Source organism: Sphingobacterium sp. UBA5670, from assembly GCF_002420705.1.
Classification (GTDB): domain Bacteria; phylum Bacteroidota; class Bacteroidia; order Sphingobacteriales; family Sphingobacteriaceae; genus Sphingobacterium.
This window is the reverse complement of the sequence record NZ_DIIM01000010.1, coordinates 37051-52720: the sequence shown is the minus strand read 5'-3', so window position 1 is coordinate 52720 and position 15670 is coordinate 37051. Positions and strand designations below refer to the sequence as shown.

Here is a 15670-nt window from a genome sequence, read left to right as displayed (position 1 = left end):
AAGGGGCTTTATCATTAGAGTACAGATCAAATAAACACTATTTGCTCCAACCCGGATTCTGCATCAAATTACTATTTAACACGATTGCCGCTGAAGGAATCGGGTATAGGTATTGTTTGTTGCTATCATCCCAGGTACGTTTCACCGCTTTAAACCATTCCAGATGATTGTCTGAAGTCATCGTCTGGAAGTTGGTGCTCTTGCCTCCAATGGCCACCTTGGCCACTCCAGCAGGGACAGTGATCGAAGGAGCAGATTTACTGCCGTCATAAAAGACAACATCAGGTGTGCCATTATGATCGATATCGATCAATTTATCCAGCGCTGGAATATAGATACCTGTCCAAGGTAAATTGGCCATTAGCGGTCCAAGTTTCCAGCGTTTCAAATCGTTGAAACGGAATCCTTCCAGCGCCAGCTCTACCTGTCTTTCCCGGCGGATTTCCAAAAGCACAGGACTGTTTACTTCAGGGAAGAATGTATTTTTCAGGTAGCTATCAACTTTTGTCGGCAAGCTGTTGATTCCACTACTGATCCCTGCTCTAACTCGTAGCGCACCAATGGTTTTAGACCAGTCCGCATCAGTAAAGGTACCGAGTTCCTGTTTCGCTTCGGCATAATTTAGCAACACCTCCGCATAACGCATTAGCGGCACAGCATTCGTATTATACCCGCCGTTGTCATAATACGAATCATCCAATGTATACTTAATCGGTTGATAACCTGTATAGGTGAAACTCGCAAAATTTGGAGGTGCCGCCTGTCCATTACGCGAGTAACCCGGTGTGCGGATCAACTGTGCAAGCCGCAAGTCACGATTTTGACATTCCTCATAGAACTCCTCCGTCTGAAAGTTGGGTCTATCCGTATAAGGGGTACCATCAACATTCAAAAAGGTATTGATAAAGGGTCTTACCAAACTCAGACGGGGGCCATAGGTAGCCGACGTCCACCACCAGTTCGCATCATTCAGCAGGGCAAGATCTTTGCTAAAGGTTACAGCCAGCATAACCTCTTTGGTTACAGGTGCATTGCTTGTAAACAGCATCCGCTGTGAGGTCTTGGGATCTGCAGAGATATTAAGTCCATAAGGGCCATTTTCCATTAAGATCTTTCCAGCATCTACTGCCATCTGAAAAAATACCTCCGGCTGTGTCGCAAGATTCAGTTTATGATATTTACGGAATGTACCCTCAAATAGTGCAATCCTCGTCTTTAGACCAAGTGCTGTCCATTTATTAACCGTACTGCCATCGCCTCCTGTATTGGTGATATTGGCGTAGGCAAAGTCCAGATCCTCCATGATGTGCTTCATGACCACTTCGCGCGAATCACGTGGTGCCTTGAGAATATCTGTTTCATCCACAGCCAGCGGATGATCTACCCAGGGCACATCGCCAAAACGCACCACTTTTTCATAATAAAACCAAGCTCTAAAAAAGCGTGCCAGGCCGATATAATTATTTTTTATGGCATCAGTCAATTTGGGACTGTTGCACTTAGCGATCAATTGATTGATATTGCGCAAAGTCGTCCACGACCAGCCCGAACTGATTTCCGCGCTGTAAGCACCGCCGACCATAAAATCATTAAGGCTGTTTACGGCCGAATAATCAGCCATTGCGTCACCTTTATAAGCGTCACTTCCCGAAGTGATATTCCGATAGAAGGAGTTACTGTAATTTTTTAATCCACTTTCACTACCAAAGATGTCTTCTTCGGTAGCTCCTGCCTTTGGCAGCTCATTCAGTTCGCAAGAACTGAACAAAAGTGCAACAACAGGTATATAAAACAATCTTTTCATGTTGATATAAAACTATAAGCCAATAGATAAGTTAAAACTGATGCTCTTCATGATCGGATAATTAAATCCATCACCGGACCCTGTTCCGATTTCCGGATCCGATTTGCCCAGGTTGCCAACATCGAGATCCTTCGTCTTTTTGTAAAGCGGTGACCAGGTCCATAGGTTTTCACCCGACAGGCCTGCACGAAGACTACTGATTTTTAATCGGTTTGTCACAGACTTAGGAAAGCTGTACCCAATCTGTAAGTTTTTCATCCGAATATAGGCCACATTTTGTAGATATCTGGTTTGGGGTGTAGTTTTAATAGACTCGTTATAACCCGCATAACGTGGGAAATAGCCATTCGGATTATCTTCTGTCCAGTAATTATTGAGATGCCATTCCGGTAAATTGTTATAAGGTCTATTGTACTGTCCCCAGAAAATCGACTCATTGCTCGGATACCAGTTCTGCTTCCCTACTCCCTGGAAAAATGAAGAAAAGTAGATCCCCTTCCAATCCAAATTGAGGTTAAAGCTATAGATATACCTTGGATCGGCGTTACCGATGACCGTTCTATCACCATGACTGTAGATCGTATTGTTTCCATAATCAATCACACCATCGCCATTGAGATCCGTAAAACGGACATCCCCCGGATAGATCGTCCCATTGTTGGACGATTTGATCAGTTTTTGAGTTGCTGCTCCATCAATCTCCGCCTGATTCTGGAATAACCCCTGGGTTACATAACCCCAGATCTCACCAATCCGCTGTCCTTCGTAATAGGAACCGTCTTTGATTAAACCTTCCTTATTCTCATAACGGTCTATGTTAGATTTATAATCTGCCAGCGTTCCCCGTACAGACCAGTTAAACGGACTGCCATTAAGGTCGAATCGATCCTTATAAGTCAAGCTCAGTTCAAAACCTTTAGTTGTCATATCCGCATAGTTACCTTTTGGTGACTCCGCTCCAAAAATATCCGGCAGTGCGACACCAAGAGTATACATATTGAGGGTCTTGCGCTGATAGATATCTCCGGTAAAGGTCAATTTCCCATTTAACGAAGATAGGTCAAGACCTAAATTGGCCGTACGCGCGGTTTCCCAAGTTAAGTTATCCGGGATAACTTTAGGAACCGAGGTATAGGCAGGTTTCTGACCATTCAGCACCCGGTCCATAATCTTGATTTCGTAGATATCCAGATAGGAATAAGGATCCACATTACCATTACCCAGGGAACCATAAGAGGCCCTTAGCTTCAGATCAGACAGCGCCTTTTTGTCCACCTGGAAGAAAGGTTCTTCCGATATACGCCAGCCCAGGGATGCAGATGGGAACAATCCCCACCGTTGGTTGGTCGGGAATTTGGACGAACCATCATACCGGCCATTGAATTCAAAAAGATAACGGTCTTTGAAGATGTAATTGGCTCGCATAAATACACCGACATTGCGGTATTTGTTATATCCCGCAGTTGCTGTGGTATTCTGCCCCACCGCCAGGTTGATATTTTCTACGTCGTCATTAAGCAGACCGGTCTTGGTGATATAAGTTGAATTATAAGTCCGTTGCTCATAATTATAACCGAGCAAACCTTTAAAGTAATGGTCACCTATTGTACGTTCATATTCACTGTAAAGATTTCCGAACAAGTAACGGTAACGTTGGTCTACCTGATAAATATTATCATTCATGCTTGTTTCCAACCGCAGCATTTTTCCCTCTTGCGTGCTATATGGGACAGGCACACGAACCCTTACCGAACTAAAATCACGGTTTCTGAAAGTCAGATCCCCCTTTACACGGAAAGTATTGTTTAAAAATTTGGTTTCAAAAGAAGTGGTATTGCGGAGATCCTGATTGGCAGTGTTGGTACCGTTTTTGCCGTAGATGAAATCCCCTACGGTGTAGGCTGCCGAGAAACTCATTGATCCGTCGGGATTAAAAATTGGTGAAGAAGGGTGTCCTTCATCTGCAATATTACGCCAGATATTCCCACCTTCACCGGCTGTGGAAGGATCCCTGTATTTGGCGTAGTTAAAATCGATGTTATTGCTGATCCGCAACCAGTCTGTCACCTGAAGCCCGGCTTTTGCACGCGTATTATAGGTCTTATATTTATCGCTATTATAGCGGTACATACCGTTGTAATCGTAAGCACGACCAGAAATATAGTAATCCATTTTTTCCGAATTACCGCTGATAGAGAGGTTATGATCCTGGACAAAGGTATTGTCCTTGATCAGCATGCCATAATAATCCTCGTTACCGTAGTATACATAATTGCCCTTATCATCTACCGTGACCTGCTCCGTAATTCCCTGTTCTTTTCTTCTCTTAAATTCCTCCAGCCAATCTGTTGTAAAGATCTGTGTCTTGTTGAGCTTGCTCGGAATCGAGGAATAATTGTTCCAGGCATTATAGGCTGTAAAGAAATGCGAAGCATATTCGTAGCCATCCGTCACAAATTTGGGTAAAGCGATCGGTTTCTGAAAAGAGCCACTTCCCGAATAGTTAATAGACGTTTTTCCGGACTTGGCACGTTTGGTTGTGACAAGTACAACCCCGAACGTTCCGCGGGAACCATAGATTGCCGATGAAGCGGCATCCTTCAGTGTCGTTACACTTTCGATATCATTGGGATTGATAGCAGAAAGATCCCCTTCGACACCATCGATAAGGACAAGTGCGCTACCCCCCTGACCAATAGAAGTTGTTCCCCGGATATTGAAACTTGGAGCCCGATTGGGTTTACCATCAGCCGGGGTTACATTTAAGTTGGGAATTACCCCTTGGAGCATCTGACTTGCATTGCCCAGTACGCGTCCCTCAAAAGCTTCTGACCCCACCTGGTCTACGGCACCGGTAAGATTCACTTTTTTCTGTGTACCATAACCGACCACCACGACTTCTTCCAGTTCAGTGTCTTTGGATTCCATGATGACATCGATCTGCCCCCCGGTCACACTGACGATCTTTTCACTGTAGCCTATACCTGTCAATTTGAGCTTTTGCCCTACACTAGCTTCAATCGTGAACTGACCCGCTACATTCGTTGAGGTTGTTTTTTGGCTGGTTAAATTGGTGATGGTAACTCCGGACAAGGCTGCTCCGCTTTTGTCTCTTACCACCCCTTTCACGGTAGACTGAACTGCAACACCGTGCGTCTCTTTGGTCAATTTGACATAATCACGCTCTACATTAGCCCAAGTTGGGTATGAGAGACCCAATGCCATACTGATTAGTAATGTTTTCTGCATTTTTAGTCTGGTTTAGAATTTTGCATCAAAGTTGATGCTTTGACTTGGTTTATAATCTACCTTAATGTTAACAAATATTTAATTAATATCTATAACATCAACAACTAAACAGGTTTTGCAGGCATACATTTAATAGAAATTTAGCTTTTAGATAACATAAATCATAAAAAAAGCTATAGACAGCTATAAAAGTTAATTTACTTGTAAAAAACAACTAAAAAAAGAGGAACTCGCCTTCTATATTCCTAAATGACTAATTCGAAATCCCTAAATACAGTCCGTTTTATTCCATTTTTCTTCCTTTGATTTTTCTTGAACTAGTTCAATGAACAGCAAAATTAACCCGCCTAAATTTGGGTATACAGTAGGAGCTTCGCAAATCCATAAGGGACATCCGGTATGGCGAAAGGACGAAGAGATCATTGATTTACTGAAATATTTTAACACAAAAAATCAATTGGCGATATATCGTCAATTTCAAAAACCAATAAAACAACACAAAAAACTAACTATCAATACAATAAGAAAAAAGGTAAAGAAATTGAATTTCAACAATCATCAAACAACAATAAAACACACATTTATGAAACCATCATTAGAACTATTGTCGCCAAGCAACCACGCACTTGTTTTGATCGACTTCGAAGGCCAAATGGCATTTGCCACGAAAAGCATTACTATGGAAGAACTGCGCAACAATGTCGCAGTAATCTGCGGTGCTTCCAAAATATTCAATGTTCCGACCATCGTCACCACTGTTGCGGAGGAAAGCTTTTCAGGACCTGTGTTTCCGGAAATTGAAACCTATTATCCACAAGCCAGCACAGATTACATTGACCGTACAAGTATGAACACCTGGGAAGATGAAGCCGCTTACCGTGCCATCACCGGTACAGGCAAAAAAAAGTTAGTCTTAGCCGGCCTATGGACTGGGGTATGTATCGTTGGACCAGCGTTGTCTGCGCTAGCTGAAGGGTATGAGGTTTACGTCATCGCCGATGCCTGTGGCGACGTCAGCCAAGAAGCACATGAGCGTGCCATGCAACGAATGATCCATATGGGCGTCAAGCCAATTACATCTGTACAGTACCTACTCGAATTGCAACGTGACTGGGCTCGCCAAGAAACTTATGTTGCCGTAACAGACCTCATGAAAAAACATGGTGGCAGTTATGGTCTTGGGATTCACTACGCACACAACATGGTGAAACACGCTTAACAAAAAACTAACATTCTTTTACTCAAAACCGTACCTCGTGCTTCCATTACAGATCATATCGGCATACCTCAGAAAGGTGACACTCGCAGCCTTACTATTTAACCTATTACCGCATTATTCGTTGGCTCAGACCTACAAATTATTGCGCTTTGAGGAAGATTATAGTAACCTAGCAGATAGCACACGCCATGGTTATCAAAAGCTAAAATACAGCTCTTTAACCGCTGATGGACAAATATGGCTGTCTATGGGTGGCGAGGCTCGGTTAGAATATGTTGATTTCAATAATGAAGATTGGGGGCGACAGTCGTTGGGGCACAACAACTTCCTATTGCAGCGCTATAGCCTACATGCCGACATCCATTTCGGTGAGCGTTTTCGTTTGTTCACGCAGCTTCGCTCAGCCCTGCAGCATGGCCGCAAAAATGGTTCTCGTCAGATTGATGAAGATCAGCTTAATGTACAGAACCTATTTCTCGATGCTACCGTATTCAAACAAAAGGACAAAGCAATCCTATTCCGCTTGGGCAGACAGGAACTTGACTATGGATCTGGCCGTTTGATTTCCGTCGGCGAAGGTCCCAATGCAAGAAGGTACTTTACCGGAGCCAAGATCGCATACAGCAGTAACAAAGTTAACGTGGAGGCATTCGCGATGATGGCCGATACCATTAGACCGGGGATTTTTGACAATAAACCATCCAAACAAGTCAACCTATGGGGCGCCTACAGTAGAATCATTATTCCCAAACAGGCAAATCTTGACCTATACTATGTTGGCATCTATCGTGATCGCTCCGTTTTCGAAGAAGGAATAGCCGCCGAAACCCGCCATACTGTTGGCGCTCGGGTATGGAAATATGGGGGTGGGTTTATCTACAACCTCGAAGGAGCTTATCAATTTGGATCCTTTGGTCAAGGCAACATCGCTGCTTGGACAGCATCCGTGGATATCGGTTACCTCTTTGAAAATACTATGTTTAAACCGTCTATCAATCTACGCAATGATTATATTTCAGGCGACAAACAGGCCGGCGATGGCAATCTTGGAACCTTTAATCCCATCTACCCAAAGGGCGGTTACTTTGGTTTTAGCCCACAGATCGGCCCTGTCAACCTAATTGACATCCATCCCTACGCCACTTTCGACCTACTTTCTAAGTTAAAAATGCAGGTTGACATGGTTTTCAACTGGCGGCATAGCCTGCAGGATGGTATATACAGGCCAAGTGGCTCATTCAACCTGTCCGGATCAGCTTCACACAAACGTTATATTGGCACAGCTTATCTGGCCAACTTTACCTACGCCGCCAGCAAACAGGTATCTCTGGTAACCGGCATCCAATATTTTAAAACAGGCGCATTCATTGAAGATATTATTCCAACACCCAAAAATGGAATTTTCTTCAACAGCAGAATAGCCTTTAAATTCTAATATCATGAAAACTACAAAGACAATCTTTCAACAGAAAAAAATTCAATGGTCGTTGGTCGCGCTTTTCAGCGCGCTAGCGATAAGCCCAATACAGACTTATGCACAAACAACGGTAGCTACTCCAAAAACAACGGCAATAGGCACAAGTTCCATCTGGGGGAATGTAGACGGATTGGCTATTGAGGGCTTGGTACAAGGTCCATCTGCCGCCGTCAGCGATCTACAGGTAGCCTGTGTCTTTGAATATACCGAAGGTGATATTTTTATCTCCCCACCGGCATTGCCAGCCGCATTGAATGGGCTTGTTCATTTAGACGAAGCTTTGCACGGTACGCTGACTGCAATACGTAAAACAGGAAAATTCAAAGGGCATGCGCTAGAAACTGTGCTCCTGACACCGGCGCAACATGGCACACTCGCAAGCAAAAAACTGTTATTGATCGGATTAGGCAAACGTGAAGATTTTAATGCTGGACTCATGAAAGATGTTGGCAGTGTTGCTATGCGCGAAGCGCTGCGTCTGGGTGTACGCAATTTTAGCTTCGCCAGCGACTTGAAAGATGCAGGTGTAGATTCACCCACAGCACTAGTAGCCGAAAACGTTGTTCTTGGCAGTATCGATGCCTACCGAACACAAAAATGGTTGGGCGAAAAAAAGCTGGATCATACTCCAGTATTGAGCAAAATCACGCTTTTGGCCGGTCCTGCGTTCTTTGAAACAGCTGGTGAAGGTATCAAAAAAGCAATTTCTTCCTTACACAACTAAACATAAAGAATTATGAAAGCAGATCTAATTCTTCATAATGGGAAAATAACCCATTTCGGCAGCACGCAGACGGCAGCGACTGCAGTTGCAATCAAAGATGGCAAATTTATCGCTTTAGGATTGGACAATGATGTCCTTAAACTTAGCGGTACAAATACAAAGCTAATTGATCTAAAGGGCAAACGGGCTGTCCCTGGCATTAATGACTCGCATATCCATTTAATCCGTGGCGGACTTAATTATAATTTAGAACTGCGCTGGGATGGCGTCCCATCTTTGGCAGATGCCTTGCGTATGCTGAAAGAGCAAGTCGATCGAACCCCACACCCACAATGGGTACGTGTCGTGGGTGGCTGGTCCGAATTTCAATTTGCCGAACGCCGTATGCCTACTTTGGCGGAAATCAATGCGATCGCACCAGATACGCCCGTTTTTATTCTTCATCTTTATGACAGAGCACTCTTAAATGCAGCAGCGCTCCGCGCAGTAGGTTACACCAAGGATACACCAGCCCCTCCGGGCGGCACCATTGAACGCGATAGCAAGGGAAATCCCACAGGCCTACTGATTGCCTCTCCCAACGCCATGATTTTATATTCTACCTTGGCCAAAGGTCCCACACTTCCTTACGAAGAGCAGATCAATTCAACGCGCCATTTCATGAAGGAATTGAATCGCTTCGGCATTACGAGTGTCATCGACGCCGGCGGAGGCTTTCAAAACTATCCGGACGATTACAAAGTCATCAGTGATCTACATCGGGAAGACCAGCTCACAGTGCGTATTGCTTACAACCTCTTCACACAGAAACCTAAGCATGAATATGAAGATTTCCAGCAATGGATAGATAGCGTTCCTCTACATCAGGGTGACGAAATGTACCGTCACAATGGTGCTGGCGAAATGCTGGTCTTCTCGGCAGCAGACTTTGAGGATTTTCTTCAGCCAAGACCCGATCTTGGTGAAAATATGGAAGCCGAACTCGAAAAAGTAGTCCGCCTGCTCGTCAGCAACAGATGGCCGTTCAGGCTGCATGCAACGTACAACGAAAGCATCAGTCGATTTTTGGATGTGTTCGAAAAGGTCAACCGCGATACTCCATTCGATGGCCTAGCCTGGATTTTTGATCATGCCGAGACAATCGATGAACGCAATATCGAACGCACAAAAGCCTTAGGTGGTGGTATCGCTATCCAAAGCCGCATGGCCTATCAAGGCGAATATTTTGCCGATCGCTATGGTGCTACCGCAGCCGAACAAACACCTCCGGTCAAAAAAATGCTAGCCATGGAAGTACCTGTTGGCGGTGGATCGGATGCGACACGCGTAAGCAGTTACAACCCATGGGTATCGATGTATTGGCTTACTGCAGGCAAAACTGTGGGCGGACTACAGATATATCAAAACAGCAGACTGGACCGCCTGACAGCGCTACAGCTTTATACGAAGGGGAGCGCCTGGTTTTCACAGGAGCAGCAGAAAAAAGGAGATATCGCGGTGGGAATGTTAGCGGATTTAACGGTCCTCAACAACGACTATTTTACAGTAGACGATGAATCCATCAAGGAGATCGAATCGGAACTCACCATCGTGGGAGGCAAGATTGTCTATGCAGAAGGCGATTTTAGTTCCTTCTCTCCTCCGCCGATCCCAGTTTTACCCGATTGGTCACCAACGAAAAGCTACGGCGGTTATTATAGCGTTTCAAAAACAGCTCAAAATAGCCGTATAGCAACCTCGGCGACACAAAGCAGTATTGTCAATACCGTACATCTGTGTAGCGGCAGCTGTCAGGTGCATGCACACGATCACAACCATGCGCGTATGAGCGATATCGCTATCAACAATTACACGGCATTTTGGGGCGCCTTAGGTTGTTCATGCTTTGCTTTTTAATTACGAAAAATAATGGAAATACTTCAAAAACTCTTTTATACCGACCTAGGCAACACAGTTAACAATGCGGCGATATTGATTTTCCGTTTGCTTTTGGCTTGGGAACTGCTTACCGTTCATGGTCTCAAAAAAATACAGAAAGGACCACATGCCGAACCGGAACATGTTCCTAACCCCTTGCATCTCCCTGAAAAGCTCAATGCGGCGGTAGCGCAGTTTGCCGATACCGTAGTTCCCTTTTTTATCGCCGCCGGACTATTGGGCCGCTTGGCCATACTGCCCACTATTGGCGTCACAGCTGTAGGTTATTTTGTCGTCCATAGGAACGATTCCCGCGAAGTTCGCGATATTCCATTTATGTATACGCTATGCCTGCTTTTACTACTATTGATCGGTCCGGGAACTTATTCAATTGATCATTATATCTATCAACTTTTAACACATTAAACATATGGAACCACATATAGGAATTCATGAAAACCACCTCGCAGCATCTGCACAGATTCTTTCTAAGTTATTAGCCGACGAGTATGTTCTTTATACCAAAACGAGAAATGCGCATTGGAACATTGAAGGAGCCGATTTTTATAACAAGCATCTCTTTTTCGAAGCTCAGTATAATGAGCTTGACGAGTTAATTGACAGCCTCGCGGAGCGTATCCGGAGCCTTGGCCACTACGCCGTTGCGAGCTTAAAACAATTCCTTGCTTTAACACAGTTGACCGAAGAAAACAGATCAAGCAACGATAGCGCAGGCTATATCAAAGAATTATTGGTCGACCATGAGAGCATTATTATTTCATTACGTGAAAACATCGATCATCTGGCTACTGACCTGAAGGATGCCGGGACGAGTGACTATGTCACAGGACTACTGGAAACACACGAAAAAATGGCTTGGATGTTACGCGCACACCTAAAATAAAAACTATGGAAAATCAAAATAACGCAAGCATCACTACATTAGTTCTTACGCTGGTAGGTGGTTACTGTGACACTGTAACCTTTGTTGCTGCCGACAAAATATTCTCTGCCCACGTCACAGGTAACTTTATTGTTTTTGCATACCAGCTCATTAACGGTGGAGATATTACTGCCTGGATCAAATTAGCTACATTTCCGGTATTCGTAATCGCGGTAATGATAGGTGGATGGCTGACCTCACGTTCACACAAGAAAAATACAGTTCTCTTCGTGGAAGCGCTATTACTCGCCCTAGCAGGACTCTTAGCGATTGTTCTTCCAGTGGCGGAGTCCAAAACCATTATGTATGGACTCGTTATGCTTATTGTATTCGCCTTGGGAATGCAGAATGCATTCGGAAAACTGTTTGTTAAAGCAACACATGGTCCCACGACCATGATGACCGGAAATGTTACGCAGGCATCTTTGGACCTTTGTGTCTTAATTGCCAACAAATTCCAAAATCCTGACACCAATGTCAGTTTTGGTAAACAGCTAATCACCTTGTCCGGTTTTTTCATCGGATGTTTGGCGGGTGCTTATTTTGGTAAACAATTTGGATTAAGTTCTATTATATTTGCAGGCATAGCAATGCTGATCTGTTATTTTCTTTCAAAAGACAAAGACCAGTAAATAAGATACTGGCATTGCGCCCAACAGGGCAAGTTATCGGTCTGACGATATCTTGCCCTGTCTTTAACATAAGTCATCTTGATGAGATTCTATCTACTATTTAGTTTTTTAATCCTTACGATCAATTGTACATTTGGTCAGGACAACAGCTATCTTCGACGTGTATTGGACAGCATTAAAACTGAACAGAACACCGGACAAAAAGCACGTTTGCTTTATGTAGCTGCCAAATCTTACCTCGAAAAACCCGGTGAGTTAAAAGAAGATCTCGATAGTGCCTTATGGCTGAATAGCCGATCCCAAAAGTTACATCTCGCCGAAAACCTCAAAACCGATGCCGCCCTGAATATGCTTCTGGATGCACGAATCCAGGAAGAAATGGGGAAACCCTCGATGGCAAAAAGCCAAAAGGAAGCCAGTTTACACTTTGCAAACAAAAATCAGCTTTCGAAAGCTTCTGCCGTGATTTATCTCTCCATGGCCAATGACATAAAAGATGTGGAATTTAAGCAAAAAACAGCATTCTTTGAGCAAGCAATTCAACAAGCTAAAAAGGCCGGCGATAAATTACTCGAAGCAAAAATACTAATGGAGCAGGCCAGCTCACTTTCAAACTACGGTAGCTATCCTGAAGCGATCCAAAAAGCGTATAACGCCGCGCTCCTGAAAAAGCAAAATCGCGAATTGAACATCAGTCAGGAACTTGTTATGATTGCAGGTAATCTCAGGATGCAGTTACGACTCAAGGAAGCTTTAAAGTATGCCTTACAAGGTAAAGCAATTGTAGAAAATGAGCGTATAAAAACCTCCAAAGACGATATGGCAGCGGTATACAATATCGTCGGACTAATATATTACGATCTCAAATCCAACAAAGAAGCCTTAGAAAATTACCAAAAGGCATTTGAAATTGCCAAAGATAAAGGCGACCGTTATGCAGTGCATACCGTCACCCTCAATCTAGCGACAATACTTTCGCGCTTAAACCGAACAGCAGATGCCCTGAACCTGCTCAATAATGTCACGAAAGATTATGCAACAGATGTTTATGCCATCCGTTATGCGTATTTGTATACCATGCTGTATACAAGAGAAAAGAATACGAAAAAAGCATTCCCTTATTATCAAGAGCTTTTAAAATACTACAAAACAGGAAACATTACCGGACAGGAGCGTCATATTATGATGGTCGGTATCTCAAGCTACCTCTTTGCTGATGGTCAAATAAAACAAATGTACCCTTACCTCGAAGAAATAGAACGCTCCCTGAACAAAGAAAGCAGTCTACTTCGTCTATCCGAATTGCGTAAACTCTACTACCTTGCAGATTCCGCCCGAGGAGATTTCAAATCTGCTTTTAAAAACTTTACAGCGTTTAAAACCATCAACGATTCCATCAACAGTGTCGACCGCGCCAAAGAACTAACGGCTTTGCAACTTGATTATGACACCGAAAAGAAAGATCATGATATTTTGCTTCTCAAGCAAAAAGGCCAATTGCAAAAATCGTTACTGGAACGGGAAGCCATTATCAGATACGTTTTCATCGGTAGCTTAATCATCCTGATTATCTTTGCGGGTTTCCTATATGTACAAAATAGCATCAAAAAAAGAAGCAATGCGAAGCTTACCCTTAAACAAGAAGAGATCAATGCGCAGAACGAGAAGTTGAAGCAGCTTATAGCAGAAAAAGAGTGGCTTCTCAAAGAAATTCACCATCGGGTCAAAAACAATATGCAGATTATCATCAGCTTGTTAAACACCCAATCGGCTTATCTGGATAATGCGGATGCCATCAGTGCCATTCAGAATAGTCAAAATCGGATGCATGCGATGTCCCTGATTCACCAAAAATTATATCAAACAGACAACCTCTCGCGCATCGACATGAAATGGTATATTCAGGAGCTGACCGACTACCTGAAGGATAGCTTTCAGTCCGAAAAATCAATCCAATTTAAAATACAGGTCGATGAGATTACGTTGGATGTGGGACAAGCTGTCCCTGTTGGACTAATCCTCAACGAGGCAATCAATAATGCCATCAAACATGCTTTTTCCCATCGCGAAGGAACCGTTTTTATTAGTTTTAAACGAACAAAAGCTTCACCCTATGATCTGATTCTGAGTATCGCAGACAATGGTGTAGGTCTACAGAAAAATATAGATGACGGTGAAAGTGACTCTTTCGGAATGAATCTTATGCAGGGGTTGACTTCCCAGCTCGAGGGTGAATTCAGACTTGTATCCGATCAGGGTGTTTTTATTACTATCCAATTTTCACAAAAAGAAGGTGAAATCTAAGACGAATTTTATGCAAAAAGGAAAAAAGATCTTAATTGTAGAAGACGAATTTATCGTCGCTAATGATCTCAGAATGATTCTCAAAAAGCACGGCTATGAGGTTATTGGCATTGCGTCTTCAGTGACACAAGCCAAGACGATCATCGCTGCAGAAAAACCTAACTGGGTACTGTTAGACATCATATTAAAAGGGCACGAAACAGGCATTGACCTCGCTTTTGAGCTGAACAAACTAGAGATACCCTTCTTATTTATCTCGGCTAATACCAACCAGGGTATTTTGGAAGCCGTTAAAGAGGCTAGGCCCTATGGTTTTTTGACAAAACCATTTCGCGAAAAGGATCTTTTCATTATGCTCGATATTGCCAATGAAAGATTCAATACTGAAAACAAACCTGAGGAACCCCAAATTAAGGAAGTTCAACATAAAACTGGTAAACCCCAAATCATTGGTCGAAGCCAGGCCTTTCAAGAGGTCTTATCACAGCTCGAATTAGTAGCGCCAACAGATACCTCCGTCTTGCTCCTGGGAGAAAGCGGTACAGGCAAGGAAAAGATTGCCCAGTCTTTACATCAGCAATCATTACGGAAGCATCAGCCTTTGGTTGTGGTCAACTGTGCTGCCATACCATTATCCCTACTTGAGTCTGAACTATTTGGACATGAAAAAGGGGCTTTTACTGGCGCACAAAATCGAAGAATCGGCAAATTTGAATTGGCAGACGGCGGAACGATCTTTTTGGACGAAATTGGTGAATTGCCTCTAGAAGCGCAGACCAAATTACTCCGGGTGCTCCAAGAACAAGAAATCGACCGTGTAGGCGGAGATCTGCCCGTCAAGATTAACGTACGTATTATCGCCGCGACCAACCGCAACCTAGAACAAGAAGTCGCCCTAGGCCACTTTAGACTGGATCTTTATTACAGGCTCAACATTTTTCCAATTGCCATTCCACCTCTTCGCAAGCGAACGGAAGATATTGAAATATTGGCTAATTATTTCCTGGCATTGTATGCCACAAAGCTTAAAAAAAATATCACAGCCTTTGCTCCCCTCGCCCTTGCGCAGATGCAAACTTACCCATGGCCCGGAAATATCCGGGAAATGCAACATCTAATTGAAAGAACTGTTCTACTTGCAAAAGATCCTGTCATCAACGAAATGATATTTGCTGAACATTTGGAAAGTAAGCTCATCCCTTCGGATTCTCCAGATCAAAAATTAGGCTCTCTCGAGGAGATCGAACGAGACCACATTTTACGCGTTCTTGAATCCTGCAAAGGCAAAGTTTCAGGTCAAGGCGGGGCAACAGAAATCTTACAGATCAGCTCATCCAGTCTGTATAGCAAAATGAAAAAATATGGTATTAAACCCGACTTTTATTGATAACAAAACTAGCA

General features: G+C 43.6%; 11 protein-coding genes. 9 read left to right on the top strand and 2 right to left on the bottom strand.

Annotation, left to right across the window (positions count from 1 at the left end; genetic code table 11):
* Nucleotides 1–37 precede the first annotated feature (37 nt).
* Both B3C94_RS09230 and B3C94_RS09225 read right to left on the bottom strand, forming a co-directional pair.
* On the bottom strand, nt 38–1804 hold the full coding sequence (locus tag B3C94_RS09230; RefSeq protein ID WP_293902420.1) for a RagB/SusD family nutrient uptake outer membrane protein: 1767 nt from the start codon (nt 1802–1804) through the stop codon (nt 38–40).
* 12 nt (nt 1805–1816) lie between these two features.
* Complete coding sequence (locus tag B3C94_RS09225; protein ID WP_293902417.1) at nt 1817–5053, bottom strand: SusC/RagA family TonB-linked outer membrane protein; 3237 nt, start codon at nt 5051–5053, stop codon at nt 1817–1819.
* A 325-nt stretch (nt 5054–5378) separates the two neighbouring features.
* On the opposite strand from B3C94_RS09225, the gene B3C94_RS09220 reads away from it, so the two are divergent.
* The 9 genes from B3C94_RS09220 (at nt 5379) to B3C94_RS09180 (ending at nt 15656) form a co-directional block, all read left to right on the top strand.
* Entirely contained in the window at nt 5379–6272 is an 894-nt protein-coding gene (locus B3C94_RS09220) for a hydrolase (RefSeq protein ID WP_293902414.1), read from the top strand.
* Nucleotides 6273–6309: 37 nt separating this feature from the next.
* The gene (locus B3C94_RS09215) at nt 6310–7707 is read left to right on the top strand and encodes an alginate export family protein (RefSeq protein WP_293902411.1); all 1398 of its coding nucleotides are present in this window, start codon (nt 6310–6312) and stop codon (nt 7705–7707) included.
* 4 nt (nt 7708–7711) lie between these two features.
* The gene (locus tag B3C94_RS09210; RefSeq protein ID WP_293902408.1) at nt 7712–8473 is read left to right on the top strand and encodes a M17 family peptidase N-terminal domain-containing protein; all 762 of its coding nucleotides are present in this window, start codon (nt 7712–7714) and stop codon (nt 8471–8473) included.
* Nucleotides 8474–8485: 12 nt separating this feature from the next.
* Nucleotides 8486–10369: an amidohydrolase gene (locus B3C94_RS09205; protein WP_293902405.1), complete on the top strand. Its 1884-nt coding sequence runs from the start codon at nt 8486–8488 to the stop codon at nt 10367–10369.
* A gap of 12 nt (nt 10370–10381) precedes the next feature.
* Nucleotides 10382–10816, top strand: a complete 435-nt coding sequence (locus B3C94_RS09200) for a DoxX family protein (protein WP_293902402.1) — start codon at nt 10382–10384, stop codon at nt 10814–10816.
* A gap of 4 nt (nt 10817–10820) precedes the next feature.
* Nucleotides 10821–11294, top strand: a complete 474-nt coding sequence (locus B3C94_RS09195) for a Dps family protein (RefSeq protein ID WP_293902399.1) — start codon at nt 10821–10823, stop codon at nt 11292–11294.
* A 5-nt stretch (nt 11295–11299) separates the two neighbouring features.
* A complete protein-coding gene (locus B3C94_RS09190) occupies nt 11300–11965 on the top strand; it encodes a YoaK family protein (protein WP_293902396.1) in 666 nt (221 codons plus the stop codon).
* Between the two features lie 81 nt (nt 11966–12046).
* Nucleotides 12047–14269 carry a tetratricopeptide repeat-containing sensor histidine kinase gene (locus B3C94_RS09185; RefSeq protein WP_293902393.1) on the top strand — a complete coding sequence of 741 codons (2223 nt, stop codon included), beginning with the start codon at nt 12047–12049 and terminating at the stop codon, nt 14267–14269.
* Nucleotides 14270–14279: 10 nt separating this feature from the next.
* Nucleotides 14280–15656, top strand: a complete 1377-nt coding sequence (locus tag B3C94_RS09180; protein WP_293902390.1) for a sigma-54-dependent transcriptional regulator — start codon at nt 14280–14282, stop codon at nt 15654–15656.
* The last annotated feature ends 14 nt before the right edge of the window (nt 15657–15670 follow it).

What these genes read in the sequence shown, in the direction of transcription:
- B3C94_RS09230 (WP_293902420.1), bottom strand. Translation starts at nt 1,804, where the DNA reads ATGAAAAGATTGTTTTATATACCTGTTGTTGCACTTTTGTTCAGTTCT.
- B3C94_RS09225 (WP_293902417.1), bottom strand. Translation starts at nt 5,053, where the DNA reads ATGCAGAAAACATTACTAATCAGTATGGCATTGGGTCTCTCATACCCA.
- B3C94_RS09220 (WP_293902414.1), top strand. Translation starts at nt 5,379, where the DNA reads ATGAACAGCAAAATTAACCCGCCTAAATTTGGGTATACAGTAGGAGCT.
- B3C94_RS09210 (WP_293902408.1), top strand. Translation starts at nt 7,712, where the DNA reads ATGAAAACTACAAAGACAATCTTTCAACAGAAAAAAATTCAATGGTCG.
- B3C94_RS09205 (WP_293902405.1), top strand. Translation starts at nt 8,486, where the DNA reads ATGAAAGCAGATCTAATTCTTCATAATGGGAAAATAACCCATTTCGGC.
- B3C94_RS09200 (WP_293902402.1), top strand. Translation starts at nt 10,382, where the DNA reads ATGGAAATACTTCAAAAACTCTTTTATACCGACCTAGGCAACACAGTT.
- B3C94_RS09195 (WP_293902399.1), top strand. Translation starts at nt 10,821, where the DNA reads ATGGAACCACATATAGGAATTCATGAAAACCACCTCGCAGCATCTGCA.
- B3C94_RS09190 (WP_293902396.1), top strand. Translation starts at nt 11,300, where the DNA reads ATGGAAAATCAAAATAACGCAAGCATCACTACATTAGTTCTTACGCTG.
- B3C94_RS09185 (WP_293902393.1), top strand. Translation starts at nt 12,047, where the DNA reads ATGAGATTCTATCTACTATTTAGTTTTTTAATCCTTACGATCAATTGT.
- B3C94_RS09180 (WP_293902390.1), top strand. Translation starts at nt 14,280, where the DNA reads ATGCAAAAAGGAAAAAAGATCTTAATTGTAGAAGACGAATTTATCGTC.